This window comes from Streptomyces sp. NBC_01537, from assembly GCF_045040445.1.
Taxonomy (GTDB): domain Bacteria; phylum Actinomycetota; class Actinomycetes; order Streptomycetales; family Streptomycetaceae; genus Actinacidiphila.
Map to the genome: position 1 here is coordinate 3,601,188 of NZ_CP109392.1, position 26,160 is coordinate 3,627,347.

The following is a 26,160-nucleotide window of genomic DNA, read 5'->3' on the forward strand; positions in this document are numbered from 1 at the left end:
GACCTCGCACATGGCTCGTGACCTCGATGTCAGGTCCGACGTCATCTCCGTCGCCCGTCCGGTTCCCCGCCCGCGCAAGCCGGTGAAGGGGAACCGGACGGGGGCGGGGCACTGGACGCCGTGGCTCTACCTCGCCCCCGCCCTCATCCTCCTCGGCGGCCTGCTGGTCTACCCGATCTACCAGCTCGGCCTGATCTCCTTCCTGCGCTACACCCAGGCGCAGGTCAGCGGCGGCCAGCCGACCGCCTTCGTGGGCTTCGACAACTACAACACCCTCTTCAAGGACCCCCAGTTCTGGCAGGTCCTGCTCACCACCCTGCTGTTCGCGGCCGCCTGCGTCGTGTGCACCCTCGCCGTCGGCTGCGCGCTGGCCGTCCTCCTGACGAAGGTGCGCGCCCTGCCTCGGCTGCTCCTGATGTTCGCCGCGCTCGGCGCCTGGGCCACTCCGGCCGTCACCGGCTCCACCGTCTGGGTCTTCCTCTTCGACTCCGACTACGGCCCGGTCGACAAGGCCCTGGTGTGGCTGGGCCTGACCGGCTTCCAGGACTACTCCTGGACGTACGGGCGGTACAGCGCCTTCGCCCTGGTGCTGATGGAGATCGTCTGGTGCTCGTTCCCGTTCGTCATGGTGACCCTGTACGCGGGCATCCGGGCGATCCCGGCCGAGGTCCTGGAGGCGGCGGCGCTGGACGGCGCGTCCTCCTGGCGCACCTGGCGCAGCGTCATGGCGCCGATGCTGCGGCCCATCCTGCTGGTGGTGACCATCCAGTCGATCATCTGGGACTTCAAGGTCTTCGGCCAGATCTATGTGATGACCAGCGGCGGCGGCATCGCCGGCCAGAACCTCGTCCTCAATGTGTACGCGTACCAGAAGGCGTTCGCCTCGTCCGAGTACGGACTCGGCTCCGCGATCGGCGTCGTGATGCTGCTGATCCTGCTCACCGTGACGCTGGGCTATCTGCGGCTGCTGCGGCGGCAGGGGGAGGAACTGTGATCCGGATACGTCGTCCTTACCGGCTGGCCGCCGAGGCCTCGGCGGTGCTGATCGCCCTGGTCGTGGCCTTCCCGCTGTACTGGATGGTGCTGTCGGCGTTCAAGCCCGCCGGGGAGGTCCAGTCGCTGCACCCGAAGCCGTGGACGCTGCACCCGAGCCTGGACTCCTTCCGGCGCGTCTTCTGGCAGGAGGACTTCGGGCGGTACTTCCTCAACAGCCTGCTCGTGGCGGGCGCGGTGGTGGTGCTGTCCGCGCTGGCCGCGTTCCTCGCGGCGACGGCCGTGACGCGCTTCCGGTTCCGCTTCCGTACGACCGTGCTGATCATGTTCCTGGTCGCGCAGATGGTCCCGGTGGAGGCGCTCACCATTCCGCTGTTCTTCCTCATGCGGGATCTGGGCGACGCCGTCCCGGGCGTCGGCCTCAACACGCTGGGCTCGCTGATCCTGGTCCATCTGGCCTTCTCCCTCCCCTTCGCGGTCTGGATGCTGCGCGGGTTCGTCCAGGCGGTCCCGGAGTCGCTGGAGGAGGCGGCGATGATCGACGGCGCGAGCCGGGCCCGTTTCCTGTGGCAGGTGCTGTTCCCGCTGGTCCTGCCGGGGCTCGCGGCGACCAGCATCTTCTCCTTCATCAGCACCTGGAACGACTTTCTGTTCGCCAAGTCGTTCATCATCAGCGCCACCGAGAACTCCACCCTCCCGATGGCCCTGCTGGTCTTCTTCAAACCCGACCAGAACGACTGGGGCGGCATCATGGCGGGCTCCACCGTGATGACCCTGCCCGTGCTGGTCTTCTTCGTCCTCGTCCAGCGCCGACTCGTCTCCGGCCTCGCCGGGGCCGTGAAAGGTTGAACAGCACCATGAGCGACACCATGGACCTCATCCCCGCCCCGCTGAGCTGCCGCCCCGTCGAGGGCGCGTCATACGTCATCGACCAGCACACCGCCGTCTCCGCCGGCCCCGGCACCGAGGACGTGGCCCGCTGGCTACGATCCACGCTGGGGGCCGCGACCGGCCTGCCGCTGCCGCCGGGAGAGGGCTCCGGCATCGGCCTCTCCGTGGACGGCACCCTGGCGCCGGAGGCCTACCGGCTGTCCGTGGACGCGGCCGGCGTACGCATCGTGGGCGGCGGGGCGGCCGGGGTGTTCTGGGGTGTCCAGACGCTGCGGCAGCTCCTCGGCCCGGCCGCGTACCGGCGGGCCCCGCTCGACCCGGCGGCGCTGTGGCGGGTGCCGGGCGTCGAGATCGACGACGCGCCCCGGTTCGGCTGGCGCGGCATGATGCTGGACGTGGCCAGGCACTTCATGCCCAAGGACGGCGTGCTGCGCTATCTCGATCTGCTGGCCGCGCACAAGCTGAACGTCCTGCACCTGCATCTGACCGACGACCAGGGCTGGCGCGTGGAGATCAAGCGCTATCCGCTGCTGACGGAGGTCGGCGGCTGGCGGGCGCGTACGAAGGTCGGCCTGCGGGAGAGCACTCTGTGGGACGAGCGGCCGCACGGCGGCCACTACACGCAGGACGACATCCGCGAGATCGTCGCCTACGCCGCCGAACGGCACATCACCGTCGTCCCCGAGATCGACATCCCCGGCCACTCGCAGGCCGCCATCGCCGCCTATCCGGAGCTCGGCAACACCGATGTGGTGGACACCGCCGCCCTGGAGCCCTGGACGGCCTGGGGCGTCAACCCCAATGTGCTGGGGGTGTCGGACGCGACCCTTGCCTTCTACGAGAACGTCTTCGCGGAGCTGCTGGACCTCTTCCCCTCCCCCTTCGTCCACATCGGCGGCGACGAGTGCCCCAAGGAACAGTGGAAGGCCAGCCCCGCCGCCCAGCAGCGCATCGCCGAACAGGGCCTGGCCGACGAGGACGAGCTGCAGAGCTGGTTCGTACGCCACTTCGACGGCTGGCTGGCCGCGCGCGGGCGGCGGCTGATCGGCTGGGACGAGATCCTGGAAGGGGGCCTGGCGCCGGGCGCGGCGGTCTCGTCCTGGCGGGGCTACGCGGGCGGAATCGACGCGGCGCGGGCCGGCCACGATGTGGTCATGTGCCCCGAGCAGTACGTCTACCTGGACTGGCGGCAGTCCGAGGGCGCGGACGAGCCGGTGCCGATCGCCCACGCGCGCAGTCTGGAGGACGTCTACCGCTTCGAGCCGGTGCCGGACGGGCTCACCCCGGAGGAGGCCCGGCATGTCATCGGCGCCCAGGCCAACGCCTGGACGGAGGTGATGGACTCCGCCCGGGTGGTGGACTACATGTCCTTCCCCCGGCTGTGCGCCTTCGCCGAGGTCGTGTGGCGTCCGCTGCCGCCGCCCGCCGAACGGGACTTCGCCGGCTTCGCGGACCGTATGACCGCCGCCCACTACGGCCGGCTCGACGCGCTGGGCGTCGAGTACCGGCCGCCAAGCGGCCCGCTGCCGTGGCAGCGGCGCCCGGGGGTCGTCGGACGGCCGATGGACGGGCCGCCGCCGTGGCGGTGACGGTCAGTCCAGGACGGCCAGGGCGTCGATCTCGATGAGCAGACCGGCCGGGAGCCCGACGTAGACGGTGGTGCGGGCGGCCGGGGGGCTCTTGAGGTCGGCGAAGAAGTCGTTGTAGATCTCGTTGAGTTCGGCGAAGTGGGCGGTGTCGGTGAGGTAGACGCGGATCATGACCGCGTCCTCCCAGCTCGCGCCGCCCGCTTCCAGGACCGACTGGACGTTGGCGAGGGTCTGCAGGGTCTGCTCGCGCAGGGAGGGACCGACCGGGGCCGGTGCCCGGCCCTCGACGGCGGGGCCGAAGCCGACCTGTCCGGCGACCTGGAGGATGTTGCCCTTGCGGACGCCGTGCGAGAACTTCGCGGGCGGTGCGGCGTGGGTGGCGGGGGTGATCGCGGTCTTGGCGCTCATGCGGTTTCTTCCTCGGTGGAGGTCGGTCTTCCGGACATCTCCCGGCTGATGGCCTCCGCCGTACGGAGGATCAGCGGGCGCAGCTTCAGCAGTTCCTCGGCGGTGACGACGACGTTGGGCGCGGAGATCGAGCAGGCGGCCGCGACCCGGCCGTCGGCGCCGCGGATCGGCGCGGCCACACAGTTGATGGACTCCTCGTGCCCGCCCAGGTCGCTGGCCCAGCCCAGTTCGCGGACCCGGGTCAGCTCGTCGAGGAAGGCGGCGGCGTCGGTCACGGACTTCGCGGTGTAGCGCGGGTACTGGAGGTTCTCGGCCAGGACGCGGCGCTCGGACTCCGGCAGGTCGGCGAGCAGCAGCTTGGCTACGGCGGCGACGGTGATGGCGACGGGCCTGCCGATCCGTGAGTACATGCGGACCGGGTAGCGGCTGTCGACCTTGTCGATGTAGATCACCTCGCCGTCCTCGTAGACCGCGAGGTGGACGGTGTGGCCGGTCTTCTCATTCAGCGCCAGGAGGTGCGGGTGCGCGATGCCGCGTACGTCGAGGTTCTCCAGCGCCTCCTGGGCCAGGGCGAAGAGCCGGGAGCCGAGGCGGTAGCGCTGGTCCTCCTGGCGGTAGACCATGCCGTGCTCGTGGAGGGTGCGCAGCAGGCGCAGCGCGGTGGACTTGTGGACGTCCAGGCGGGTCGCCACGTCGGCCAGGCTGGCAGGTCCCTCGGCGAGCAGGGGCAGGATGCTCAGCGCGCGGTCCACTGTCTGGCTCATGTTCGCGTGTCCTCGTGTCCTCATGTCGTTGACCCGGCACTGGCCGGGATGTTAGACAACGTGAAGCACAGTACGCAACATTCATTGCGGATATTGCAACGGGAGGGGTCTCCCTTGGGAGCCGACGAGCTGCACGAGCTGCACGAGCTGTCCAAGCTGTACGAGGAGCGGATCGACCATCGCTTCAAGGGGCTGCCCGCCGACGCCGCGGGCCTGACCGTGCGCGAACTCGCAGCCCAGCGCCGCTCGCTGTTCGACGGCGGATTCACCACACCGCTGCTCACGCTCTCCGCCCCCGCCCTGGAGCACAACCTCACCCAGCTCGCCGCGTACTCCCGCGCGTACGGCCTCGACTTCGCGCCGCACGGCAAGACCTCCATGGCCCCGCAGCTCTTCGAACGGCAGCTCGCCCAGGGCGCCTGGGGCATCACGGCCGCCGTGCCGCACCAGGTGCGGGTGTACCGAGCGTTCGGCGTCCGGCGCGTCTTCCTGGCCAACGAGCTGGTCGACGCGGCCGCGCTGCGCTGGCTCGCCGCCGAGCTGGACGCCGATCCGGACTTCCGGTTCATCTGCTACGTCGACTCCGTGCGGGGCGTCGAGCTGATGGACGCCGCGCTCACGCGCCGCGTCGACGTGGTCGTGGAGCTGGGCACCGACGGCGGCCGCACCGGCGTACGCGGCCCCGGCGCCGCGGCCGAGGTCGCCGACGCGGTGGCCGCCGCGCGGCACCTGCGGCTGGTCGGAGTCGCGGGGTACGAGGCGCCGGCGGCGGATGTCGGCGCGTGGCTCGGCGAACTCGTCGCCCTGGCGGAGGGGTTCGACACGGCGGGGCGCTTCGCGGACACCGACGAGATCGTGCTGAGCGCGGGCGGCAGCCAGTGGTTCGACCTCGTGGCGAAGGCGTTCGAGCCGGTCGGCGGCCTGTCCCGCCCCGTCCTGAAGCTGCTGCGCTCGGGCGCGTACGTCAGCCATGACGACGTCCACTACAGCGATGTCACCCCCTTCCACGAGCGCATCCCCGACAAGGGCTCCCTCGAACCCGCCCTGCGCCTGTGGGCCCAGGTCGTCTCCCGCCCCGAGCCCGGGCTCGCGCTCCTCAACGCGGGCAAGCGCGACGCGCCCTACGACCTCGACCTGCCCGTCCCCCAGCTGGTGCGGCGCTCCGACGGCACGACCCGCCCGGCCGACGGCCTGACCGTCACCGCCCTGGCCGACCAGCACGCCTTCGTCCAGGTCGCCCCGGGCGCGGAAGCGGAGGTCGGCGACTGGGTCGCCCTCGGGCTCTCGCACCCCTGCACGGCCTTCGACAAGTGGCAGCTCATCCCGCTGACGGAGGCGGACGGCGCCACCGTCGGCGACTACATCCGGACCTTCTTCTGACCATGGACCTCGTACTGCGCGGCGCCCGGGTGGTCGACGGCACCGGCGGGCCCTCGTACACCGCCGACGTCGGCATCCGGGACGGCCGGATCGCCGAGATCGGCCGCGTCACCACCGGCCGCCGCGTCCTGGACGCCGCCGGGCTCGCCCTCGCCCCCGGCTTCATCGACATGCACGCCCACAGCGACCTCGCGCTGCTCACCGACCCCGCCCACGAGGCCAAGGCCGCCCAGGGTGTGACCCTGGAGGTCATCGGCCAGGACGGCCTGTCCTACGCGCCGGTCGACGACCGCACCCTTGCCGAGGTCCGCCGCCAGATCACCGGCTGGAACGGCGACCCTCCCGGCCTGGACTACGACTGGCGCACCGTCGGCGAGTACCTCGACCGCCTCGACCGCGGCATCGCCGTCAACGCCGCCTACCTGGTCCCGCAGGGCACCGTCCGCATGCTCGCCCTCGGCTGGGAGGACCGCCCCGCCACCCCCGCCGAGCTCGCCCGCATGAAGCAGCTCGTCGCCGAAGGCCTCGCGGACGGCGCCGTCGGCATGTCGTCCGGCCTCACCTACACCCCCGGGATGTACGCCTCCGACGCCGAGCTCACCGAGCTGTGCCGCGTCGTGGCCCGGTACGGCGGCTACTACTGCCCCCACCACCGCAGCTACGGCAAGGACGCCCTCCAGGCGTACGCCGAGATGCTCACCGTCACCCGCGAGGCGGGCTGCGCCCTCCATCTGGCCCACGCCACCATGAACTTCGACGAGAACAAGGGCCGCGCTCCCGAGCTGATCGCCCTCCTCGACCGCGCCCTCGCCGCCGGCGCCGACATCACCCTCGACACCTATCCCTACCTCCCCGGCTCCACCACCCTCGCCGCGCTCCTGCCCGGCTGGGCCACCGAGGGCGGGCCCGAGGCGACCCTCGCCCGCCTCCGCGACGACGCCACCGCCGCCCGCATCCGCCACGTCATGGAGGTCGAGGGCTCCGACGGCTGCCACGGCGTCCCCGTGGACTGGTCCACCGTAGAGATCTCCGGCGTCACCGACCCCGCCCTGCACCTCCACGTCGGCCGCCCCGTCCCCGACTTCGCCACGGCCCGCCGCCTCCTCATCGACGACAGCCTCGGCCCCACGATCCTCCAGCACGTCGGCCACGAGGAGAACGTCCGCGCGATCATGCGCCACCCCGCCCACACCGCCGGCAGCGACGGCCTCCTCACCGGCGCCAAACCCCACCCCCGCGCCTACGGCACCTTCCCCCGCTACCTCGGCCACTACACCCGCGACCTCGCCCTCCTCACCCTCGAAGACTGCGTCGCCCACCTCACCGGCCGCCCGGCGGCCCGCCTCCGCCTCCCCGACCGAGGCCTCGTCCGGAACGGCTACCGCGCCGACCTCGTCCTGTTCGACCCCGACACCGTGGACGCCACCGCCACCTTCCAGGCGCCACGCACCCTGCCGGCCGGCATCCCGCACGTCCTCATCGACGGCCGCTTCGTCATCGAGGACAGCCGCCGGACAGACATCCTGGCCGGGCGCTCGGTCCGGCGGCGCTAGACCCGCACCGACCGACGGCCGGAGGCCGGCGCAGCGACTCGAAGCAAGCGAAGCGCCCGCGAGAGACGCAGAAAAAAAGGGGGCCCGGCCGCCCGGCGGCCCGCCTACGCCTCCCCGACCGAGGCCTCGTCCGGAACGGCTACCGCGCCGACCTCGTCCTGTTCGACCCCGACACCGTGGACGCCACCGCCACCTTCCAGGCGCCACGCACCCTGCCGGCCGGCATCCCGCACGTCCTCATCGACGGCCGCTTCGTCATCGAGGACAGCCGACGGACAGACATCCTGGCCGGGCGCTCGGTCCGGCGGCGGTAGGCCGTGGCCGCGTACGTTCGCCGGGTTGCGCAGCCAACCGGGAGCCGGACGGACCCGGCGAACCACTCCGGTCACCGCACCGGCCACGTGGCATGGGGTGTGTCACATCGGGACCTGTGGCCTTTCACCCAAGTGCCACATTTTGATACACACGTTTGATTCATCCCCGATGTCCCCGGGAGCGCAAGACATGCTTCACCCCTTCGATGTCGACCTCACCGACCACGAGACCCGGCGCCGGGCCGAGGTCGTCGCCGCGCTGGGCGACGGCTGGGACCCGGTGGCGGCGCTTCAGGGGGAAGAGGAGGCGTACCGGCTGCTCTACTCCGGGCTGGACGCAGAGCAGGAGGAGACCTACCGGATGCTGGTGGCCGCCGGGGTGCTGCCTGCGCGTACGGGCGAGGGAGGGGGCCGGGGTGCTGCTTCCGATTGACCCGGCCGCGGACCTGGGCCGCAAGGCGTGGGTGCCGTGCCCCCGGTGCGAGGACCACCGGGGCTGCGCGACCTGCGAGGCGGGGCGCAACTGCCCGGACCACTGGCGTTACCTGCTGTCGAACAAGGGCAGTCTCGTGCACCTGCAGTGCCCCGGCTGCACCCACGTCTGGTCCTGGGAGACCGGCTTCGGCTCCCGGCATCGCCCGTCCGGCCCCGCGCGCTGACCCCGACGTGGCCAAAAGCACGGTGCGGACCGGTTTGCGGCCCCGTAAGCTCCAGCCATGCAGGTGATCCAGTCCACGAAGCTCGCCAACGTCTGCTACGACATCCGGGGTCCGGTGTTGGAGGAGGCGATGAGGCTCGAAGCGACGGGCCACCGCATCCTGAAGCTGAACACGGGCAACCCGGCGGCGTTCGGCTTCGAGTGCCCGCCGGAGATCCTTGAGGACATGCTGCGCTCGCTGGGCAGCGCCCACGGCTACGGCGACTCCAAGGGCATCCTGCCGGCGCGGCGCGCGGTAATGCAGCACTACCAGACCAAGGGCGTGGACCTGGACGTCGAGGACATCTTCCTCGGCAACGGCGTGTCCGAGCTGATCCAGATGTCGATGCAGGCGCTGCTCGACGACGGCGACGAGGTCCTGATCCCGTCCCCCGACTACCCGCTGTGGACGGCCGCGGTGTCACTGTCGGGCGGCACCCCGGTCCACTACCGCTGCGACGAGCAGGCGGACTGGTATCCGGACCTGGCCGACATCGAGCGGAAGATCACCGACCGCACGAAGGCCATCGTCATCATCAACCCGAACAACCCCACGGGCGCCGTCTACGACAACGAGCTGCTGCGGCAGCTCACCGACATCGCCCGCCGCCACAGCCTGGTCGTCTGCAGCGACGAGATCTACGACAAGATCCTCTACGACGACGCCACCCACACCCCGACCACGGTCATCGCCCCCGACCTGCTGACGCTCACCTTCAACGGCCTGTCCAAGGCCTACCGCGTCGCCGGTTACCGTAGCGGATGGCTCGCGGTCTGCGGCCCCAAGAAGCACGCGTCCAGCTATCTCGAAGGCCTGACGATCCTCGCCAACATGCGGCTGTGCGCGAACGTGCCGGCCCAGCACGCCGTGGCCACCGCCCTCGGCGGCCGGCAGTCCATCAAGGACCTGGTGCTGCCGGGCGGGCGGCTGGTGGAGCAGCGGGACGTGGCGTACGAGATGCTCACGCAGATCCCCGGCGTGACGTGCGTCAAGCCGAAGGGCGCGCTGTACGCCTTCCCGAAGCTGGACCCGAAGGTCTACCGGATCAAGGACGACCAGCAGATGGTCCTGGACCTGCTGCGGGCCGAGCGGATCCTGGTGGTGCAGGGCACGGGCTTCAACTGGCCGGAGCCGGATCACTTCCGGCTGGTGACGCTGCCCAGCAAGGAGGACCTGGCGGAGGCCGTCACCAAGATCGGCAAGTTCCTGGACGGCTACAGCCAGCCGTAGGCGTAGCGCCTAGCCTTTTAGACAATGTCTAAGTTAAGATGTGCTCCTGAATGTAGGAGGAGTGCATCCATGTACGAGCCGATACGCACCAAATCGGTCCACAGCGTGGCGGCCACGACCACTTCGGCGCCCCCACGACGCAGCCGCGCCGAAGAGCTGGACTTCCAGCTCGCCGGCCACCTCTCCGCGCTGCTCACCGTCACCGACGAGCTGCGCGCCCTCGCCCCCAGCGACGACCTCGGCCACGCCGCCGACCAGCTCGCCGCCTCCGTGACCCGGCTCCGCCACGGCCACCCCCCGGCCCGCCTCCCCCGCCCCTCCGAAACCGGCGCCCCCACGGACCGCATCACCGCCCTCCACCGCCGCGCCCACGCCCTCGCCGGCCGCGCCCTCGTCGTCGCCGCCTCCCGCCAGGACACAGCGAGCGCCACGCTTGCCGCGAAGCGGCTCGACGCGCACGAAGCCGCGGTCGCCGCGGCCTGAACCCGTAAAAGCCGGATGGCCCGAGGCGATGCCTCGGGCCGTCTCCGCGTACGCCAAAGGGCCCCAACCGTGACGCGCAGGCCACGGCCGGGGCCCTCCGGCTGAGGGTTGGCTCAGCCCGTCCGGCAGGAGGTCAGGGTCGGGGTTCCCTGCCGATTGGGCCGTGCCGCACCATTCGGGCCGCTGCCCCGCGCCGCACGCGCAGGTGAGGGTCGGCGGTCCGAAGTCTTACGGGGCGGGTTGTGCCCGCAGCCGCCAACGGATCTGCACGGGCGACTGCGGGTGGGAAACACCCGCCGTAGGCGCAGCCCTCAGCCGAGCCGTGCGACGAGCGCGCGGTATTCGTCCCACAGCTCCTTCGGCGTGTGGTCACCGAAGGTCTCCAGGTGCTGGGGGATGAGCGCGGCCTCGTCACGCCAGACGTCGACGTCGACGGAGAGGAGCAGGTCCAGGTCCTCCTGGGAGATCTGGAGGCCGTCCGTGTCGAGGGCACCGTCGGCCGGGAGGATGCCGATGGGGGTCTCGACGCCCTCGGCGACGCCGTTGAGGCGGTCGACGATCCACTTCAGGACGCGGCTGTTCTCGCCGAAGCCGGGCCAGACGAAGCGGCCGTCGGCGTCCTTGCGGAACCAGTTGACGTAGTAGATCTTCGGGAGCAGGGCGGCGTCGTGCGTCTGGCCGAGCTTGACCCAGTGGGCCATGTAGTCGCCCATGTTGTAGCCGCAGAAGGGGAGCATCGCGAAGGGGTCGCGGCGCAGCTCGCCGACCTTGCCCTCGGCCGCGGCCGTCTTCTCGCTGGCGACGTTGGCGCCGAGGAAGACGCCGTGCTGCCAGTCGAAGGACTCCGTCACCAGGGGCACGGCCGAGGCACGCCGGCCGCCGAACAGGATGGCCGAGATCGGCACGCCCTTGGGGTCCTCCCACTCGGGCGCGATGATCGGGCACTGGCCGGCGGGGGTGGTGAAGCGGGCGTTCGGGTGGGCGGCGGGGGTGCTGGACTCCGGGGTCCAGTCGTTGCCCTTCCAGTCGGTCAGGTGGGCGGGGGTCTCCTCGGTGAGGCCCTCCCACCACACGTCGCCGTCGTCGGTGAGGGCGACGTTGGTGAAGACGGAGTTGCCCCAGAGCGTCTTGATCGCGTTGGCGTTGGTCGCCTCACCCGTGCCCGGGGCGACGCCGAAGAAGCCGGCCTCGGGGTTGATGGCGTAGAGGCGGCCGTCCTCGCCGAAGCGCATCCAGGCGATGTCGTCGCCGATGGTCTCCACCGTCCAGCCGGAGATGGTGGGCTCCAGCATGGCGAGGTTGGTCTTGCCGCAGGCGCTGGGGAAGGCCGCGGCGATGTACTTGACGGCCTCGGCGCCGCCGCGCGGCGGGGTGAGCTTGAGGATGAGCATGTGCTCGGCGAGCCAGCCCTCGTCGCGGGCCATGACGGACGCTATGCGCAGCGCGTAGCACTTCTTGCCGAGCAGGGCGTTGCCGCCGTAGCCGGAGCCGTAGGACCAGATCTCGCGGGTCTCGGGGAAGTGGGAGATGTACTTGGTGGAGCTGCAGGGCCACGGGACGTCGGCCTCGCCCTCGGCCAGCGGGGCGCCCACGGAGTGCACGGCGCGGACGAAGAATCCGTCCTCGCCGAGCTCTTCCAGGACCTCCTGGCCCATGCGGGTCATGGTGCGCATGGCGGTGGCGACGTAGGCCGAGTCGGTGATCTCGACGCCGATGGCGGAGAGCTCGGAGCCGAGCGGGCCCATGCAGAAGGGGACGACGTACATCGTGCGGCCGCGCATGGAGCCACGGAAGAGACCCTGCTCGCCGGAGGCCCCCTCGCCCGTGAAGATGGCCCTCATCTCGTCCGGGGCCTTCCAGTGGTTGGTCGGGCCCGCGTCCTCCTCCTTCTCGGAGCAGATGAAGGTGCGGTCCTCGACACGAGCGACGTCGGTCGGGTCGGAGGCGGCGTAGTACGAGTTGGGGCGCTTGACCGGGTCGAGCTTGATGAACGTGCCCTTCGCCACGAGCTCGTCCGCGAGGCGCTGGTACTCGCTCTCCGAGCCGTCGCACCACACGATCTCGTCAGGCTGGGTGAGCTCGGCGATCTGCTCGACCCATGCGATCAGTTCTTTGTGATTGGTGGGAGCCGCTTTGACGCGCGCCACGATCGCTCCGTTCCGCCGGGTGTGCACTCACCTGGCGTGTGTTGTTTGAGGGTGTTCTGTTCGGTACCGCTGGTCCTGCTCTGACGGCCCCTTGGGGGCTGCGACCCGGATGCCGCGTTCGTGGGTTGCTCATCCGGTGCCGACCGCACTCATATGAGTATCAAGACAGGAAACGGGATCTGTCCAGAGGGCATGGGGTGAGCATCGCCACTCGTAACACAGGAACCTACGGTGCCGTAACCTACGGTGGCGTAGCTAGCATTGACCGCATGACGACGGTCGACCAGACTTCCGCTGTGACCCCAGACGAAGCAGAGCACGAGCCGCCGCAGCACTCGATAAAACCGAAACTCAGGGGCTGGCTGCACGCCGGGATGTTTCCAGCGGTCCTCGTCGCGGGTGTCACGCTCACGGCCTTCGCCGAGAGCACCAGGGGACGGATCGCCTGCGCAATCTTCACCGTTACAGCCTGCGCCCTTTTCGGCGTGAGCGCCCTTTACCACCGCAACGACTGGGGTCCGCGCGGTGAGGCGATCCTGCGCCGGCTCGACCACGCCAACATCTTCCTGATCATCGCGGGAACGTATACACCGCTGACGATCCTGCTGCTGGACGGCGGCAAGCAGGACATCCTGCTGTGGATGGTCTGGGTCGGGGCCCTGGCCGGCATAGCGTTCCGGGTCTTCTGGGTCGGCGCGCCGCGCTGGCTCTACACGCCCTGCTACATAGCGCTGGGCTGGGCGGCGGTCTTCTTCCTGCCCGACTTCCTGCGCACGGGCGGCATAGCGGTGATGGTCCTGATCGTGGTGGGCGGCCTGCTCTACAGCGCGGGCGCGGTGATCTACGGGACGAAGCGGCCGAACCCGTCACCGAGGTGGTTCGGCTTCCACGAGGTGTTCCACTCGTTCACGCTGGCGGCCTTCGTGGTGCACTACGTGGGCATCTCGCTGGTGGCGTACACGCACACGTAGCCGCGCACGCAGCCGACGGCCTGCGCGCCTGAGCCCCGTTCCCGGGCATCCGGGGGCGGGGCTTTCGCATGCCCGGATTGAGGGATACTCTCTTTTGAGAGTCACTGTCATTTGATGTTCACTCTCATCATGGAGTCGCGATGACCACCCCTGAGACCGAGCCCCAGCGCGATCCGCGCCGCTGGTGGGCGCTCGGCGCCCTTGTCGCCAGCATGATCGTCATCGGCTTCGACATGACGATCCTCAATGTCGCCCTGCCCACGATGGCCACCCAGCTCCACGCCGACATCGGCGACCAGCAGTGGATCGTCGACGGCTACACCGTCGTGTTCGCCGCCGCGATGCTCCCGGCCGGGCTGCTCGGCGACCGCTTCGGACGCCGCAGGATGCTCATCGCCGGCCTGCTGGTCTTCCTGGCCGGCTCGCTCATCGGCACCCTCGTCGGCTCGCCGGGCCCGGTCATCGCCGCCCGTACGGTCATGGGCCTCGGGGCCGCCTTCGTCATGCCGCTCGCCCTGTCCGTACTGCCCTCGCTGTTCGGGCCCGAGGAGCGCAGCAAGGCGATCGGGGCGGTGACGGCGGCCTCGGCGCTGGGTCTGCCGCTCGGGCCGATCATCGGCGGCACCCTGCTCGACCACTTCTGGTGGGGCTCGATCTTCCTGATCAACATCCCGATGGTCGCCATCGGGATCGCCGCCTGCGTCTTCCTGCTGCCCGAGACCAGCGACCCGGCCGCGCCCAGGGTCGACGCCGCCAGCACCCTGCTCACCGTCGCCGGGCTCGGCGCGCTGGTCTTCGGCATCATCGAGGCCCCGCGCGACGGCTGGACCGACCCGCTGGTGCTGCTCATGCTCTTCTCCGCCGTCGCCCTGCTGACCGGGCTCGTCCTGCGCGAGCGGCGGATGACCCGGCCCATGCTCGACCTCGAGCTGCTGCGGCACCGGGGCTTCCTGTGGAGCAGCGTGTCGGCCACGCTGGTGACCTTCATCCTCACCGGGCTGCTCTTCCTCGTGCCGCAGTACCTCCAGGTCGTGCTCGGCAACGACGCCTTCGGCACCGGCGTACGGCTGCTGCCGCTGATGGGCGGCCTGCTCGTCGCGTCGCGCGGCAGCGCCCCGATGACCAGGCGCTTCGGGCCGCGCCCGGTGATCACGGCCGGGCTGCTGGTGCTGACGGCCGCCGCCGTACTCGGCTCCCGTACGACCGTCGGCGACGGGTACGGCGCCACCGCGCTGTGGCTGGCCGTCACCGGCTTCGCGTTCGGCTTCGCGATGATCCCCGCCATGGACTCGGCGCTGGGCGCGCTGCCCCCCGAGCGGGCCGGCAGCGGCTCGGGGCTGCTGATGACGCTGCGCCAGACGGGCGGCGCGATCGGCGTGGCCATCCTCGGCAGCGTCATCGCCGGGGCCTACTCCGGCCGGCTCGACACCACCGGACTGCCCGCCGCCGCGGCCGACGCCGCCTCCGGCTCGGTCGGCGCCGCGCACGCGGTGGCCGAGGCGCTGGGCAACCCGGCCCTGGCCGCGTCCGCCAATGCCGCGTACGTCCACGGCATGGACCTGGCCCTGCTCGCCTGCGGGGTCGCCTCGCTGCTGGCGGCCGTCCTGGTCGCGGTCTTCCTGCCCAACCCCAGAGGCGCGGCGAAGCCCGCCGACGCCGCCGACGTGGCCGCGCAGGCCGTCGATGCCTGACAATGACGGTCATGGCCCCCACGACCGCTCCCAAGCCCGGCCTGCGCGAGCGCAAGAAGATCCAGACCCGCCAGGCGATCCGCCACGCCGCCTACCGCCTCTTCGCCGACCAGGGCTACGACGGCACGACGGTGGAGCAGATCGCGGCCGCGGCGGACGTCTCGGCGAGCACGGTCTTCCGCTACTTCCCGACCAAGGAGGACATCGTCCTCTCCGACGAGTACGACCCCCTCATGGAGGCGGCCCTGCGGGCGCGTCCGGCCGGGGAGCCGTTCGTGGAGTCGATACGGCAGGCCGTGGTGGGGCTCATCCGCGAGATGTACGCCACCGAGCGGCTGGACCTGCTCGCCCGCATGCGGCTCGTCCGCGACGTCCCCGCGATCCGGGCGCGCATGGGCGAGAACATGCAGCTCTCCTGCGGCATGGTGGCCCGCGCCCTCGCCGAGCGCGACGGCGGCTCCGGCAACGAGTTCGAGCTCCGCGTCGTCGCCAGCGCCCTGCTCGCCGCCTGGAGCGAGGCCATCATGGCCTGGGCCGAGGCCGAGGGCCGCGAAGACCTCGGCGACGTCCTCGACCGCACGCTGCGGCTGCTCAGCGCCAACTTCTCCGCGTAGCGCAATTCAGCCCGTCCGGCGATTGAGGACCAACCTCGCGCGGTCCTGCATAGCAAATCGTCCCGTACTGGGTAATCTCGGGCTACTTCGCGATCTGACCGAGGCCCCAGGAGACGCACATCGCCGAGCTGAAGCATGAAGCGGACGAGCTGCGGGCGATGCTGCAACGGCCCGCGTACCGCAAGGCGCTGGTGCTGAGCGGTCTGATCGGCATCCCGGTGTCGCTGATCGCGTTCTGGTTCCTCGCCGCGCTGCACGAGCTGGACCACCTGATCTGGGTGACCTGGCCGCACCACCTCGGCTGGGCGGATCCGCCGTGGTGGTGGCCGCTGCCCTGGGCCCTGGTCTCGGGTGTGTCCGTCGCGCTGATCGTGCTGCGGCTGCCCGGCGCGGGCGGCCACATCCCGGCGGCCGGCCTGCACGCGGGAGGCATGACGAAGGCCGCGCTGCCCGGGGTGGTGCTGGCCGCGCTGTCCTGCCTGCCGCTGGGGGTGGTGCTCGGGCCGGAGGCGCCGCTGATCGCGCTGGGCGGCGGGCTGGCGCTGCTCTTCCGGGACCTCGTACGGGCCCCGGCGACCGAGGCCGGCAACAATCTGCTGGGCGCGGCCGGTTCCGCGGCGGCGATCTCGGCGATCTTCGGCAACCCGCTGGTGGGGGCGATCCTGCTGATGGAGGTCGCGGGGGTGGGCGGGCCGCAGCTGTTCGCCGTCATGCTGCCCGCGCTGCTGGCCAGCGGCGTCGGCGCCATCGTTTTCACCGGCTTCGGCGACTGGACCGGGCTCAAGATCGACAGCCTCAAGATCGGGCTGCCCCGCCCGCCGGTCCTGGACACCGGGGACGTGGTGTGGGCCGTGGCGATGGCGCTGGCGATCGGGCTCCTCATCCACTACATCCAGGTGATCGGCCGCCACACCGCCGTCTTCGTGCCCGCCCGGACGCTGCGCAACACCGTGATGTGCGCCCTCGCGGCGGCCGGCTGCGCGGCAGCGTACGCGGGGATCACCGGCCGTTCGCCGTACGACGTGGCCTCCTCCGGGCAGACCACGCTCGAACAGCTGGCCTCCGACCCGCATGCCTGGTCGGTCGGCGCCCTGGTGGCGGTGCTGGCGTTCAAGTCCGTCGCCTACGCGATCAGCCTGGGCAGCCTGCGCGGCGGCCCGGTCTTCCCCTCCCTGTTCCTGGGCGGGGCGGCGGGGGCGCTCCTCGCGCCACTGCCGGGGCTCGGGCTGGTGCCGGCCATGGCGGCCGGCATGGCGGCCTCCAGCGCCGCCGCGCTGCGGCTGCCGGTCAGCAGCGTGGTCCTGGTTGTGCTGCTGCTGGGCAACTCGGACACGGTCCCGGTGGTCGTGCTCGCCGCCGTGGTGGCGTTCGTGACGACGGAGTTGCTGCCCCCGGGACCGCGGATCCCGGACCTCAGGCCTCCTCGGCCCCTTCGGACCCCGCGGCCTTGACCCGTCCCGTCAGCACCGCTTCGACAAGGGCATGGTGGTCCTTCTCGTTCTGGTCGGCGTAGGCCTCCGCGAAGGTGACCAGCGCGCGGTCGAAGGACTGGCCGGAGCCCAGGTACGCGGCGATGCCGATCCGGTCGCCGGAGCGGGCGTGGGCGCGGGCCAGGGTGGCGCCGCAGAGCTCGGCGAAGGTGCTCATGCCGGCCGGGACGAAGTCCTCGGCGACGGGGACCCCCTTCCAGTCCCGCAGCTGGCGTACGTAGAAGTCCCGCCGCTTTCCGTCGATGCCGTCGACCCGCTCCCAGCCCAGGAAGATGTCGCTGGTGGCCTGCATCAGCCGCTGGCCGGCGACGACCCGCTCGCCCTGGTTCGGGTAGGGGGTGGTGGCCCCGGCGAAGGCGGCGAGCACCGAGCGGTCGGCCTCCTTGGCCTGGAGGAGCAGCGGGTCCTGGTCGTCGCGCCCGAGCAGCAGGACGATCCAGCAGCGGGTGCCGACGCTGCCGACACCGACCACCTTCCGGGCCATGTCAGCGACGCGGTACTGCTCCAGCAGGAAGCGCCGGTCGGACGGGACGGTCCGGCCGTAGCGTTCCAGCATCTGGCGGATCTGCTGCTCCAACGCCCTGCGCTCGACATTCGGCAGCAGATCCTGGAGCGGGGTGATCAGCGGCGGATCGGCGACGATGCGGCGCTGGCCGTCGACGACGGAGGTGAGCTTCTCGAAGGCCTGGAGGGTGTCGTGCGAGCGTGCCTTGTCCGTGGCCTTCGCCCAGCGCTCCCGGCCCCGCGAGGTCAGTTCCGCCCCGAAGTGCTCGCGCACCCACTCCACGTCGAACTGGGCGTACCAGACGGCCAGATTGCCCATGCCGGCGAATTCGCGCATGTGCTCCCGATAGGAGCGGACGGCGGCGCGGACGATGCCGGCCCGCTCCTTGGTGGAGAAGCCGTTGGCCCGGCCGGCGATGACGAAGCTGGTGGCCAGCCGCTTGACGTCCCACTCCCAGGGGCCGGGATGCGTCTCGTCGAAGTCGTTGATGTCGAACATCAGACGGCGTTCGGGCGAGGCCAGCAGCCGGAAGTTCAGCATGTGCGCGTCGCCGCACAGCTGCGTCTTGATCCCGGACCTCGGCGTGTCCGCGAGGTCCGCGGCCATGATGGCGGCGGCGCCCCGGTAGAAGCGGAAGGGCGACTCGGTCATCCGGCCGTACCGGATCGGTACGAGTTCCGGGACCCGCGAGGCCGACTGCCGCTCGACTATGTCCACGGGGTCCGCCCGCCGCTCCGAGGGGGCGAACTCGGCGTGGCTGGACCGGGGCACTTCTGCCCTGGCGGCCTTGCCGAGCGCGGCCCGCTCCTGCGGCGTGCGGTCCCGTGTCTCGTGTCCGGTCAGCCCGTTCTCGGTCATCGGGCTAGGCCGTGCTCTGGGCGCTCTTCGTTCCCACGCACAGCGCCCAGATGACGAAGGCGTCGACGGCGATCAGTACGACGGACCAGAGCGGGTAGTACGGCAGCCACATGAAGTTGGCGACCATCGCCAGGCTGGCCAGCACGATTCCGGTGATCCGCGCCCACAGCGCGCCGGTGAACAGGGCGATTCCCGCGAGGGCGACCAGAACGCCGAGGGTGAGGTGGATCCAGCCCCAGCTGGTCAGGTTGAAGGTGTAGGCGTAGTTGCGCGTGACGACGAAGATGTCGTCCTCGGCGATTCCGGCTATCCCCTGGAAGATCGCCATGATGCCGCCGAAGACCATCATGACGCCGGCGAAGGCGGTCAGTCCGGTGACCGCCATTCCCCCGGTCCCTGCCCGTTCCGTGTACCCCGTGCGACTTGTGTGGCCTGCGTGACTGGCCATTTTGGGACACCTCCCAGCTCGACTCACTCATGTCAAGCCTGCCACGCAAGTCACAGACCGGCATAACCTGGACTAAACACCCAGGTCACCGCGGTAGCAGGCCACCCCGTCCTTGTTGGTGTCGAGCTTGTGCCGGTCGCGCCCGTGGACGGTGAGCGGGCCGAATCCGTGCTCGCGCAGCCAGCCGCAGCGCTCGGCCCTCGCCATGGCCGGGAACGTCCAGGGAACGCACTGGCTGATCTCGCCGTAGGTGTGGTCGCAGCCGTCGTAGCCCTCGGCGACCTTCACGCCGCTCTTCTGGGGTTTCTTCGGTTTCGCCTTGGCGGGCTCGGCGTCGCCGAGGTCGTCGGCGAAGGTCTGCACGCGGGCCGTGGCCTGTTGCGCGGCGGTGGCCGGGCTGATGTGCACCCAGGTGGCGGCCGAGGGGACGCCGGAGGCTCCGACGACGGAGAGCATGTACCAGCCGGGCGGGGCGAGATCGGGGTTGCCGGTCAGGTTGAGGTCGACGGTGTTGCCGTCGACGACGGTCAGGGGCAGGTCCACGTACCGCTGGTTGGGGTCGGAGGAGTGGGTGACGGCGGCCGGGCGGATCAGCGAGGCCTTGGTGATCGCGGAGTCGGTGGTGATCCGCTGGGCGGAGCCGTAGGCCCACTCGGTGGAGGCGACGGAGGTGATCTGCGGGCGGTCGCCCCGGAAGAGGTACGGCGGCGAGTAGATGGAGATCCGGCGGTCGAAGGAGCCGTCGCCGGGGTTGTTCCCGACGGTGAGGACGCGGCCGTCCGGCAGCAGCATCGCCGAGGAGTGGTACGTGCGCGGCACCGGGTCGGTGGCCAGGCCGGGGTCGAAGGTGTTGGTCGCCGGGTCGTACATGGAGGCCTCGAAGACCGGGTCCTCGCGGTAGGTGTGCAGGGCGCCACCGGTCTCCAGGACCTTGCCGTCGGGCAGGATCACGGCGGAGACGTAGACCTTGCCCTGGTCGCCGGTCTGCGGGCTGCCGTCGGCGTAGACGCCCTGCGGGAGGTCAGGCCCGGGTACGTACGCGGGCGAGGCGGCGGCGAGGTCGATCAGGTCGGTGAGGCGGTGCGCGTCCGGCGAGACGGTGTGGTTGCCGCCGCCGATGGTGAGCACCTTCTGGTCCTGGGCGGGCGGCAGGAGGACGGACATCGACTGGTCGCGTTCGTCTTTTTTGCGCAGGCCGGGGACGTCGGTGATGGTGCCCGTGTCGTAGTCGTAGAGGGAGGCCCCGGTGCCGGACAGGCCCACACCGAAGACATGGCTGCCGGAGTAGAACAGCCGGCCGTCCTGGAGCAGGATCGCCGCCGGGTACAGGCCCCAGAAGGACCAGGTCTGCTGGTCGCAGCAGCCCTTCCAGGTGTTGGTGGCGGCGGAGAAGCGCTCGTTGATGACCGTGCCGGCGGCGGACTCGTCCAGGCCGCCGAGGGAGACGACGTCGCCGTTGCCCATCTCGGTGGCCGAGGGGTACCAGTGGCCGGCGATCATGTCGTTGGTGCGGGTGTAGGTCATGGTGTCGGGGTTGAAGATGTAACTGGTCTTCAGGCCCTTGTAGCCGACGGTGCCGTCGGCGGAGGCGTAGTCCTTGTTGCCGCCCATCACCAGGACTTCGCCGTCGGGCAGTTGTACGTGCCCGGCGCAGAAGAAGTCGGCGGGGGTGGGGACGTCGGTGTAGGTGTAGTTGACGGGATCGAAGACCGTCGTCTTGAAGGTGCCGGCGGCGAAGGCGTCCCGGTCGTTGCCGGAGCCGGCGATGAGCAGCACCCGGCCGTCGTGCAGCAGTACGGAGTGGATGGCGCGCACCGGCGAGGGCATCTCGACGACCGTCCACTGGCCGATGCAGGCCGGGCTCGTGGGGGCGGTGACGCACGGGTCCGGGCCGGGATCGGGGACGGTGGCGTCGGTCATCGCGTAGTCGTCGGTGGCCAGGGTGCCGGTTCCGTAGAGGGTCGCGCCCCAGGTGATCCGGTCGGTGCCGGCCGGGACGGCCGGGGTGCGGACCGACGCCTGGGTGTAAGTGCCGCTCACCGGGAGGGTGTTGAGGTCGGTCCAGAAGACCCACCCGGCGGTGGTGTCGTGCCGGAACATCGTGAGGACGCTGTTGGGCGAGGTCGTCCGGTACCACAGCGACAGGTCGTACTGGTGGTCCGGGACGACGGCGGGCGCGCAGTCGTTCTCCAGCATCATCGTCTTGCGGTCGCCGGAGGCGAGGCGGGTGATGCCGATCTCGACGGCATGGCTGCCGGAGTGGGCACCGGAGGCGCCCGTCACGGTGAAGGTGTAGTCGTTGTCGCCGTAGCCGGACTTCTCGAAGCAGGTCGGGAAGCCGGTGGCGGCGTCGATCGTCTCAAGTCCCGGATTCTGTACGAGGTTCACGGCGGCGTGGGCGGGCGAGGCGGTCTCGGGGGCGAGGGCGAGCCCGATGGTGAGCAGCAGGACGGCGACTAGGGTCTGTCCGGCGGATCTGGGTCGGATAGGCCGCGGCGTCTGGTGCGGTGCATCGCAAGGCGCCGGAATGCCCGCAGGGTGGTTTCCTGAGGGCGTTTCGGCAACGCCGCGAGGCGCCGCCCGCCGCGCCAGCGGCTGATGTCGCTGTGGCGTCGCGGACCCGGCCCAGATCCGCCGGACAGGCCCTGGGCAGTGCAGGCGTCTGCCGGTGCTTCTTCGGATTCTGGTCATGGCGTTGCGCCGCCCTTCGCGACCTCGCCGCCCTTGCTGACCTCGCCGACCTTGAGGATGTCGATGCGGCCGTCGCCCTCGCCGAAGGTGGCCACGGCCGTGGAGTGGGCGAGCAGGTCGCGCACGGTCGGGAGGTTCTTGCGCTCGCCGCGCAGGGCGGGCGTGGAGACGACGTAGTCGATGTCGCGCCAGCCGTGCGGCATCGTCTTCTCGATGGCCGGGTCGTTGTCGAGCTTGTAGTGCCAGATGACGCCGGTGCCCGGGGTGAAGCCCGCGTCCACGGCGTCGAGCCACAGCACGCCGTCGGTCACGACGCGGGTGCGGGCCGGGTCCGCGATGTGGCCGGCGCGCAGCCATTGGGCGGCGTCGTAGTAGACGGTGGTGTCGTCGGTGCGGATGGTGTCGCGGTCGCCCCGGTACCAGACGGGGCCGAAGAGCGCGGCCGTCGTGGCGATCAGGGCCGCGCCCGCGGTGAGCCGGATCGCGGGTCGGCCGGCGCTGCCGGGCACGGCTTGTACGGCGGCCCGAACGGCGGTCTGCGCGATCCCGGCCAGGGCGATGGCCAGGAAGGGCAGCAGCTGGATGACGTACATCTTGGGCAGGTAGCCGCCCGGGCGCGCGGCGACGAGCGCCAGGATGACGGCGGCGAGAGCGACGGGCCGCAGCCGCCGCACGGCCAGGGCCGCGAGCGCCGCGGCGCTGCCGCCGGCGATGAGGAGCGGGTCGGCGGCGAACCAGTCGCCGAGCAGGGTGTGGGCCTCGGTGCCGGAGCGGAACATGGAGCCGGTGCCGGCCCGGCTGCCCAGCTGGAAGCCGAGGGAGCCGACCAGCGAGACGTGGCCCGGGCCGGGCAGCAACTCGCCCTTGAGGAGGGCGTAGAGCGGATAGAACATGCCGGTCAGGGCGAAGCCGGAGGCGAATCCGGCGAAGGAGAAGGTGCGGGTCCTGGGGTCGCTGCCCTGCCACAGGGCGACGAGCAGGGCCGGGAGGACGACCAGGATGGTCTCCTTGGACAGCACGGCCGCCGCCAGGGCCGCCCCGGAGGCCACGTGGTGCCACAGGTGGCGGCGCGGGGACAGGGCCAGTGCGAACGCGGCCAGCGCCCAGACCACGGCGAAGTTGTCGAGGTAGATCTGGCGGCTCATGGTCACCGCGAGCGGCGACAGCCCGTACAGGAGCATCGCTCCGAGGGCGGCGGGCCGGCCGAGTCCTACGCGGCGGGCCACGAGGTGGACCAGCAGCGCTCCGGCCGCGGCGACCGGCAGCATGGCGATCCGGCCCTGGACGAAGGTGGGTTCGTCCGGCGCCAGCCAGGCCGGCAGCCAGGACAGCCAGCTGAGCTGGATCCAGCCCAGCGGCGGGTGGTCGTACCAGTACGTGTAGTGAGCCAGGCCGACGCCGTGGCGTACCGCCCACGCCTGCGCGAGATATGTGCCCTCGTCGTCATTCGGGAAGGGCGTGCGCCCGATATTCCAGGCACGTAAATAAACGATCACCGAAAGTACCACTGCCGGAAACACGAAATCCGGCCATCGCCTTTTTCTGGAATCCCCTGACCCAGCACCTCCGGACGGTGTTTCACCATCCGGAGTTACCGGGGAGTACACCAGTGGTTCGGCGGAAATAACCGAGCCCCCCACAGGACATAACCCCCTAAAAGACTGCACCAAGCCGCCTCCATACCCCCAGGAGGCGGAAATGTCGCACATCAGTCCACAGCGAGTGCACAGCCTTTACATTGCCTCCACGTAACCAATTCATTCCGTCTATATGAATCTTCAAAATCATCGATCTTGGTGCCACGGACTCCCTCAGGGCCTTATTGACGCCGCGGAAAATCGGCTGCTAGCGTCCCGCCGGGGATTACTGAACACAGGGGGGATTTTGGCAATGTGGATTTCCACTGCCCTTTTACTTGAATCGCTGCTGCTCATGGCGGCGGCCGGCGTCACGCTCTGGTGGATGATGCACGCCTGGCGCACCCCGGAGACCCTGGACGCCACCGCCTTCGCCGAGCCGGACGGCGAGTCCCGGCTGTCCTTCTCGCTGCTGGTCCCGGCCCGGCACGAGGAGAAGGTGCTGGCGCACACGGTCGAGGGGATGTTACGCATCGACCACCCGGACTTCGAGGTGGTGATCGTCGTCGGCCATGACGACCCCGACACCGCCCTCATCGCCCAGCGGCTCGCCGAGAGCCACCCGGACCGGGTCAAGGTCGTCACCGACACCCACGGCACCAAGAACAAACCCCGGGCGCTCAACACCGCGCTCCCGCACTGCGAGGGCGAGATCGTCGGCGTCTTCGACGCGGAGGACATCGTCCACCGCGAGCTGCTCAGGCACGTCGACCACGCCTTCCGCACCGCCTCCGCCGATGTCGTGCAGGGCGGCGTCCAGCTCGTCAACTACCGCAGCAGCTGGTACAGCCTGCGCAACTGCCTCGAGTACTTCTTCTGGTTCCGCAGCCGGCTCCACCTGCACGCCCGCAAGGGCTTCATCCCGCTTGGCGGCAACACCGTCTTCGTACGCGCCGAGCTGCTGCGCGCCACCGGCGGCTGGGACGGCGACTGCCTCGCCGAGGACTGCGACCTCGGCGTCCGCCTCTCCAGCCGCGGCGCCAAGGTCGTCGTCGCCTACCACGCCGCCCTCGTCACCCGCGAGGAGACGCCCGACTCCCTCTACTCGCTGTACAAGCAGCGCACCCGCTGGAACCAGGGCTTCCTGCAGGTGCTGCGCAAGGGCGAATGGCGGCGGCTGCCGCTGCGTCAGCGCGTGCTGGCCCGCTGGACCCTCACCACGCCCTTCGTCCAGGCCTTCACCGGCGTGATGGTGCCCTTCGGCGTACTGGTGGCCGTGTTCGGCGGGATCCCGCTGCCGATCTCGCTGTTCGCGTGGCTGCCGGTGCTGCCGATGGCCACGATGACGGTCTTCGAGTGCGTCGCCCTGCACGACTTCGGCCGCGAGTACGGCTTCCGCATCACGCCGGTGCACTACGCCAAGCTGCTCATCGGCACGCCGGTATACGGACTCGTCCTCGCCGCGGCGGCGGTGCGGGCCGTATGGCGCGAATACACGGGACGCAAGGACTGGGAGCTCACCTCGCACATCGGCGCCCACCTGGCGCCGGAGCACGAGCGCGAGCACCAGCAGCAGGAGCTTGAGCCGAGCCGCACATCCGCCACAGCCACCGCCACAGCCACGGCCACGGCCACGGCCAGTCCCGAGCCTCAGGAGGCACTGTGACCACCAGCGCGCCCCGGCCCGTTCCCCCATCCGATGTCGCACCGACCACGACCCTGCCCGCCGTCTCGCTGGTCGTGCCGACCTTCAACGAGGCCGCCAACATTGACGAGTTGCTGTCCCGGATCTGCGCCGCCATGCCCGACGGCGCGGCCGTGGAGGTGCTCTTCGTGGACGACTCCACCGACAACACCCCCGAGGTCGTCCGCGACGCCGCCATGCGCTGCCCGATCCCCGTCGCCGTCCACCACCGCTCCGAACCGCACGGCGGCCTCGGCGGCGCCGTCGTCGAGGGCATCGCGCGCACCACCGCGCCCTGGATCGTCGTCATGGACGCCGACCTGCAGCACCCGCCGCACCTCGTCCCCGAGTTGATCGCCGGCGGCGAGCGAACCGGCGCCGAACTCGTCGTCGCCAGCCGCTACGCCGACGGCGGCAGCCGCAGCGGCCTCGCCGGCGGCTACCGGGTGCTCGTCTCCGGTGCCTCCACGTTCGTGGCCAAGGCCATCTTCCCGCGCGCCCTTCGGGGCGTCTCCGACCCGATGAGCGGGTTCTTCGCCATCCGCCGCGAGGCGGTCGAACGCGGCACGCGCAGCGAGGGTCTACGTCCGCTCGGCTACAAGATCCTGCTCGAGCTCGCCGTCCGCTGCCGCCCGCGCGGCGTCGCCGAACTCCCCTACGAATTCGGCGAGCGCTTCGCCGGCGAGTCCAAGTCCACCATCCGCGAAGGCCTGCGCTTCCTCCGCCACCTCGCGCTGCTGCGCACCGCCGAATCCCGCGCGCGCATGATCGCCTTCGGCCTCGTCGGCGCGTCGGGCTTTCTGCCCAACCTGGCCGTTCTGTGGCTGCTCATCCACGGCACCGGCATGCACTACGTCCCCGCCGAGATCATCGCCAACCAGGCCGGCCTGATCTGGAACTTCCTCATCATCGACTCCCTCGTCTACCGCGACCACCGGCGCCAGCGCCGACGCTCCCTGCGCATGCTGAATTTCGCCGCCCTCGGCAACGCGGACCTCGTCGTGCGCATCCCGCTTCTTGCCCTGCTCGTCACCGCTCTCGGCATCCCGCCGATACCGGCCACGGCGCTCAGCCTGGTGGTGGTCTTCGCCCTGCGGTTCGTGGTGGTCGACCGCGTCCTGTACCGGCGCCGGACGGGCTGAATCTCAGCCCGCCCGGCGCTTGGGCGGTGGAACGCCCCC

General features: G+C 70.7%; 22 protein-coding genes and 1 pseudogene. 16 read left to right on the forward strand and 7 right to left on the reverse strand.

The annotated features are described in order from the left end of the window. Positions 1 to 10 precede the first annotated feature (10 nt). Genes OG607_RS16395 through OG607_RS16405 form a run of 3 tightly spaced genes read left to right on the forward strand, consistent with a single transcriptional unit; the run spans position 11 to position 3,473 of the window. Complete coding sequence (locus OG607_RS16395) at positions 11 to 994, forward strand: carbohydrate ABC transporter permease (RefSeq protein WP_405723895.1); 984 nt, start codon at positions 11 to 13, stop codon at positions 992 to 994. Further along, entirely contained in the window at positions 991 to 1,842 is an 852-nt protein-coding gene (locus OG607_RS16400) for a carbohydrate ABC transporter permease (protein WP_405723896.1), read from the forward strand. The genes OG607_RS16395 and OG607_RS16400 overlap by 4 nt, the downstream gene beginning before the upstream one ends. An 8-nt stretch (positions 1,843 to 1,850) precedes the next feature. After that, on the forward strand, positions 1,851 to 3,473 hold the full coding sequence (locus OG607_RS16405) for a beta-N-acetylhexosaminidase (RefSeq protein ID WP_405723897.1): 1,623 nt from the start codon (positions 1,851 to 1,853) through the stop codon (positions 3,471 to 3,473). Between the two features lie 3 nt (positions 3,474 to 3,476). On the opposite strand, the gene OG607_RS16410 is transcribed toward OG607_RS16405, so the two are convergent. Then, positions 3,477 to 3,881 carry a RidA family protein gene (locus OG607_RS16410; protein WP_405723899.1) on the reverse strand — a complete coding sequence of 135 codons (405 nt, stop codon included), beginning with the start codon at positions 3,879 to 3,881 and terminating at the stop codon, positions 3,477 to 3,479. Continuing rightward, a complete protein-coding gene (locus OG607_RS16415; protein ID WP_405723901.1) occupies positions 3,878 to 4,645 on the reverse strand; it encodes an IclR family transcriptional regulator in 768 nt (255 codons plus the stop codon). The genes OG607_RS16410 and OG607_RS16415 overlap by 4 nt, the downstream gene beginning before the upstream one ends. Positions 4,646 to 4,759: 114 nt before the next feature. Between OG607_RS16415 and OG607_RS16420 the strand changes: the two genes are divergently transcribed. The 7 genes and pseudogenes from OG607_RS16420 to OG607_RS16450 all read left to right on the forward strand — a co-directional run bounded on the left by OG607_RS16420 (position 4,760) and on the right by OG607_RS16450 (position 10,303). Next, complete coding sequence (locus OG607_RS16420; RefSeq protein WP_405723903.1) at positions 4,760 to 6,025, forward strand: alanine racemase; 1,266 nt, start codon at positions 4,760 to 4,762, stop codon at positions 6,023 to 6,025. 2 nt (positions 6,026 to 6,027) lie between these two features. After that, entirely contained in the window at positions 6,028 to 7,578 is a 1,551-nt protein-coding gene (locus OG607_RS16425; RefSeq protein ID WP_405723904.1) for an amidohydrolase family protein, read from the forward strand. 89 nt (positions 7,579 to 7,667) lie between these two features. Further along, positions 7,668 to 7,892, forward strand: a pseudogene (locus OG607_RS16430) (amidohydrolase family protein); the annotation flags it as partial. A 190-nt stretch (positions 7,893 to 8,082) separates the two neighbouring features. Continuing rightward, on the forward strand, positions 8,083 to 8,325 hold the full coding sequence (locus OG607_RS16435; RefSeq protein ID WP_405723906.1) for a DUF6400 family protein: 243 nt from the start codon (positions 8,083 to 8,085) through the stop codon (positions 8,323 to 8,325). Then, on the forward strand, positions 8,312 to 8,551 hold the full coding sequence (locus OG607_RS16440) for a hypothetical protein (protein ID WP_405736823.1): 240 nt from the start codon (positions 8,312 to 8,314) through the stop codon (positions 8,549 to 8,551). Before OG607_RS16435 ends, OG607_RS16440 begins: the two co-directional genes overlap by 14 nt. A 57-nt stretch (positions 8,552 to 8,608) precedes the next feature. Next, positions 8,609 to 9,820 carry a pyridoxal phosphate-dependent aminotransferase gene (locus OG607_RS16445; protein WP_329313159.1) on the forward strand — a complete coding sequence of 404 codons (1,212 nt, stop codon included), beginning with the start codon at positions 8,609 to 8,611 and terminating at the stop codon, positions 9,818 to 9,820. A gap of 69 nt (positions 9,821 to 9,889) precedes the next feature. Beyond that, positions 9,890 to 10,303, forward strand: a complete 414-nt coding sequence (locus OG607_RS16450; RefSeq protein WP_405723909.1) for a hypothetical protein — start codon at positions 9,890 to 9,892, stop codon at positions 10,301 to 10,303. Between the two features lie 311 nt (positions 10,304 to 10,614). Here OG607_RS16450 and OG607_RS16455 read toward each other — a convergent pair whose 3' ends face one another. Beyond that, complete coding sequence (locus tag OG607_RS16455; RefSeq protein WP_405723911.1) at positions 10,615 to 12,450, reverse strand: phosphoenolpyruvate carboxykinase (GTP); 1,836 nt, start codon at positions 12,448 to 12,450, stop codon at positions 10,615 to 10,617. 269 nt (positions 12,451 to 12,719) lie between these two features. On the opposite strand from OG607_RS16455, the gene OG607_RS16460 reads away from it, so the two are divergent. The 4 genes from OG607_RS16460 (at position 12,720) to OG607_RS16475 (ending at position 17,177) form a co-directional block, all read left to right on the forward strand. Beyond that, complete coding sequence (locus OG607_RS16460) at positions 12,720 to 13,421, forward strand: hemolysin III family protein (RefSeq protein ID WP_405723913.1); 702 nt, start codon at positions 12,720 to 12,722, stop codon at positions 13,419 to 13,421. A gap of 140 nt (positions 13,422 to 13,561) precedes the next feature. Further along, the gene (locus OG607_RS16465) at positions 13,562 to 15,112 is read left to right on the forward strand and encodes an MFS transporter (protein ID WP_405723915.1); all 1,551 of its coding nucleotides are present in this window, start codon (positions 13,562 to 13,564) and stop codon (positions 15,110 to 15,112) included. Positions 15,113 to 15,123: 11 nt separating this feature from the next. Next, a complete protein-coding gene (locus tag OG607_RS16470; protein ID WP_405723916.1) occupies positions 15,124 to 15,726 on the forward strand; it encodes a TetR/AcrR family transcriptional regulator in 603 nt (200 codons plus the stop codon). Positions 15,727 to 15,884: 158 nt separating this feature from the next. Further along, on the forward strand, positions 15,885 to 17,177 hold the full coding sequence (locus OG607_RS16475) for a chloride channel protein (RefSeq protein WP_405723918.1): 1,293 nt from the start codon (positions 15,885 to 15,887) through the stop codon (positions 17,175 to 17,177). Here the strand turns inward: OG607_RS16475 and OG607_RS16480 are convergent. The 4 genes from OG607_RS16480 to OG607_RS16495 form a co-directional block, all read right to left on the reverse strand. Then, entirely contained in the window at positions 17,140 to 18,579 is a 1,440-nt protein-coding gene (locus OG607_RS16480; RefSeq protein WP_405723919.1) for a DUF2252 domain-containing protein, read from the reverse strand. The genes OG607_RS16475 and OG607_RS16480 overlap by 38 nt on opposite strands. 4 nt (positions 18,580 to 18,583) lie before the next feature. After that, the gene (locus tag OG607_RS16485; protein WP_405723921.1) at positions 18,584 to 18,964 is read right to left on the reverse strand and encodes a hypothetical protein; all 381 of its coding nucleotides are present in this window, start codon (positions 18,962 to 18,964) and stop codon (positions 18,584 to 18,586) included. Between the two features lie 135 nt (positions 18,965 to 19,099). Next, a complete protein-coding gene (locus OG607_RS16490) occupies positions 19,100 to 21,514 on the reverse strand; it encodes a galactose oxidase-like domain-containing protein (protein ID WP_405736825.1) in 2,415 nt (804 codons plus the stop codon). Positions 21,515 to 21,714: 200 nt separating this feature from the next. Beyond that, entirely contained in the window at positions 21,715 to 23,214 is a 1,500-nt protein-coding gene (locus tag OG607_RS16495) for an ArnT family glycosyltransferase (protein WP_405723922.1), read from the reverse strand. A 394-nt stretch (positions 23,215 to 23,608) separates the two neighbouring features. Between OG607_RS16495 and OG607_RS16500 the strand changes: the two genes are divergently transcribed. Both OG607_RS16500 and OG607_RS16505 read left to right on the forward strand, forming a co-directional pair. Continuing rightward, positions 23,609 to 24,961, forward strand: a complete 1,353-nt coding sequence (locus tag OG607_RS16500; protein WP_405723924.1) for a glycosyltransferase family 2 protein — start codon at positions 23,609 to 23,611, stop codon at positions 24,959 to 24,961. After that, positions 24,958 to 26,121 (forward strand): glycosyltransferase, encoded by a 1,164-nt coding sequence (locus OG607_RS16505; protein WP_405723926.1) that lies wholly within the window; start codon positions 24,958 to 24,960, stop codon positions 26,119 to 26,121. The genes OG607_RS16500 and OG607_RS16505 overlap by 4 nt, the downstream gene beginning before the upstream one ends. Positions 26,122 to 26,160 lie beyond the last annotated feature (39 nt).

What these genes read in the sequence shown, in the direction of transcription:
- OG607_RS16470 (WP_405723916.1), top strand. Translation starts at nt 15,124, where the DNA reads ATGGCCCCCACGACCGCTCCCAAGCCCGGCCTGCGCGAGCGCAAGAAG.
- OG607_RS16415 (WP_405723901.1), bottom strand. Translation starts at nt 4,645, where the DNA reads ATGAGCCAGACAGTGGACCGCGCGCTGAGCATCCTGCCCCTGCTCGCC.
- OG607_RS16465 (WP_405723915.1), top strand. Translation starts at nt 13,562, where the DNA reads ATGACCACCCCTGAGACCGAGCCCCAGCGCGATCCGCGCCGCTGGTGG.
- OG607_RS16485 (WP_405723921.1), bottom strand. Translation starts at nt 18,964, where the DNA reads ATGGCGGTCACCGGACTGACCGCCTTCGCCGGCGTCATGATGGTCTTC.
- OG607_RS16405 (WP_405723897.1), top strand. Translation starts at nt 1,851, where the DNA reads ATGAGCGACACCATGGACCTCATCCCCGCCCCGCTGAGCTGCCGCCCC.
- OG607_RS16425 (WP_405723904.1), top strand. Translation starts at nt 6,028, where the DNA reads ATGGACCTCGTACTGCGCGGCGCCCGGGTGGTCGACGGCACCGGCGGG.
- OG607_RS16460 (WP_405723913.1), top strand. Translation starts at nt 12,720, where the DNA reads ATGACGACGGTCGACCAGACTTCCGCTGTGACCCCAGACGAAGCAGAG.
- OG607_RS16475 (WP_405723918.1), top strand. Translation starts at nt 15,885, where the DNA reads ATGCTGCAACGGCCCGCGTACCGCAAGGCGCTGGTGCTGAGCGGTCTG.
- OG607_RS16480 (WP_405723919.1), bottom strand. Translation starts at nt 18,579, where the DNA reads ATGACCGAGAACGGGCTGACCGGACACGAGACACGGGACCGCACGCCG.
- OG607_RS16395 (WP_405723895.1), top strand. Translation starts at nt 11, where the DNA reads ATGGCTCGTGACCTCGATGTCAGGTCCGACGTCATCTCCGTCGCCCGT.
- OG607_RS16450 (WP_405723909.1), top strand. Translation starts at nt 9,890, where the DNA reads ATGTACGAGCCGATACGCACCAAATCGGTCCACAGCGTGGCGGCCACG.
- OG607_RS16445 (WP_329313159.1), top strand. Translation starts at nt 8,609, where the DNA reads ATGCAGGTGATCCAGTCCACGAAGCTCGCCAACGTCTGCTACGACATC.
- OG607_RS16410 (WP_405723899.1), bottom strand. Translation starts at nt 3,881, where the DNA reads ATGAGCGCCAAGACCGCGATCACCCCCGCCACCCACGCCGCACCGCCC.
- OG607_RS16435 (WP_405723906.1), top strand. Translation starts at nt 8,083, where the DNA reads ATGCTTCACCCCTTCGATGTCGACCTCACCGACCACGAGACCCGGCGC.
- OG607_RS16500 (WP_405723924.1), top strand. Translation starts at nt 23,609, where the DNA reads ATGTGGATTTCCACTGCCCTTTTACTTGAATCGCTGCTGCTCATGGCG.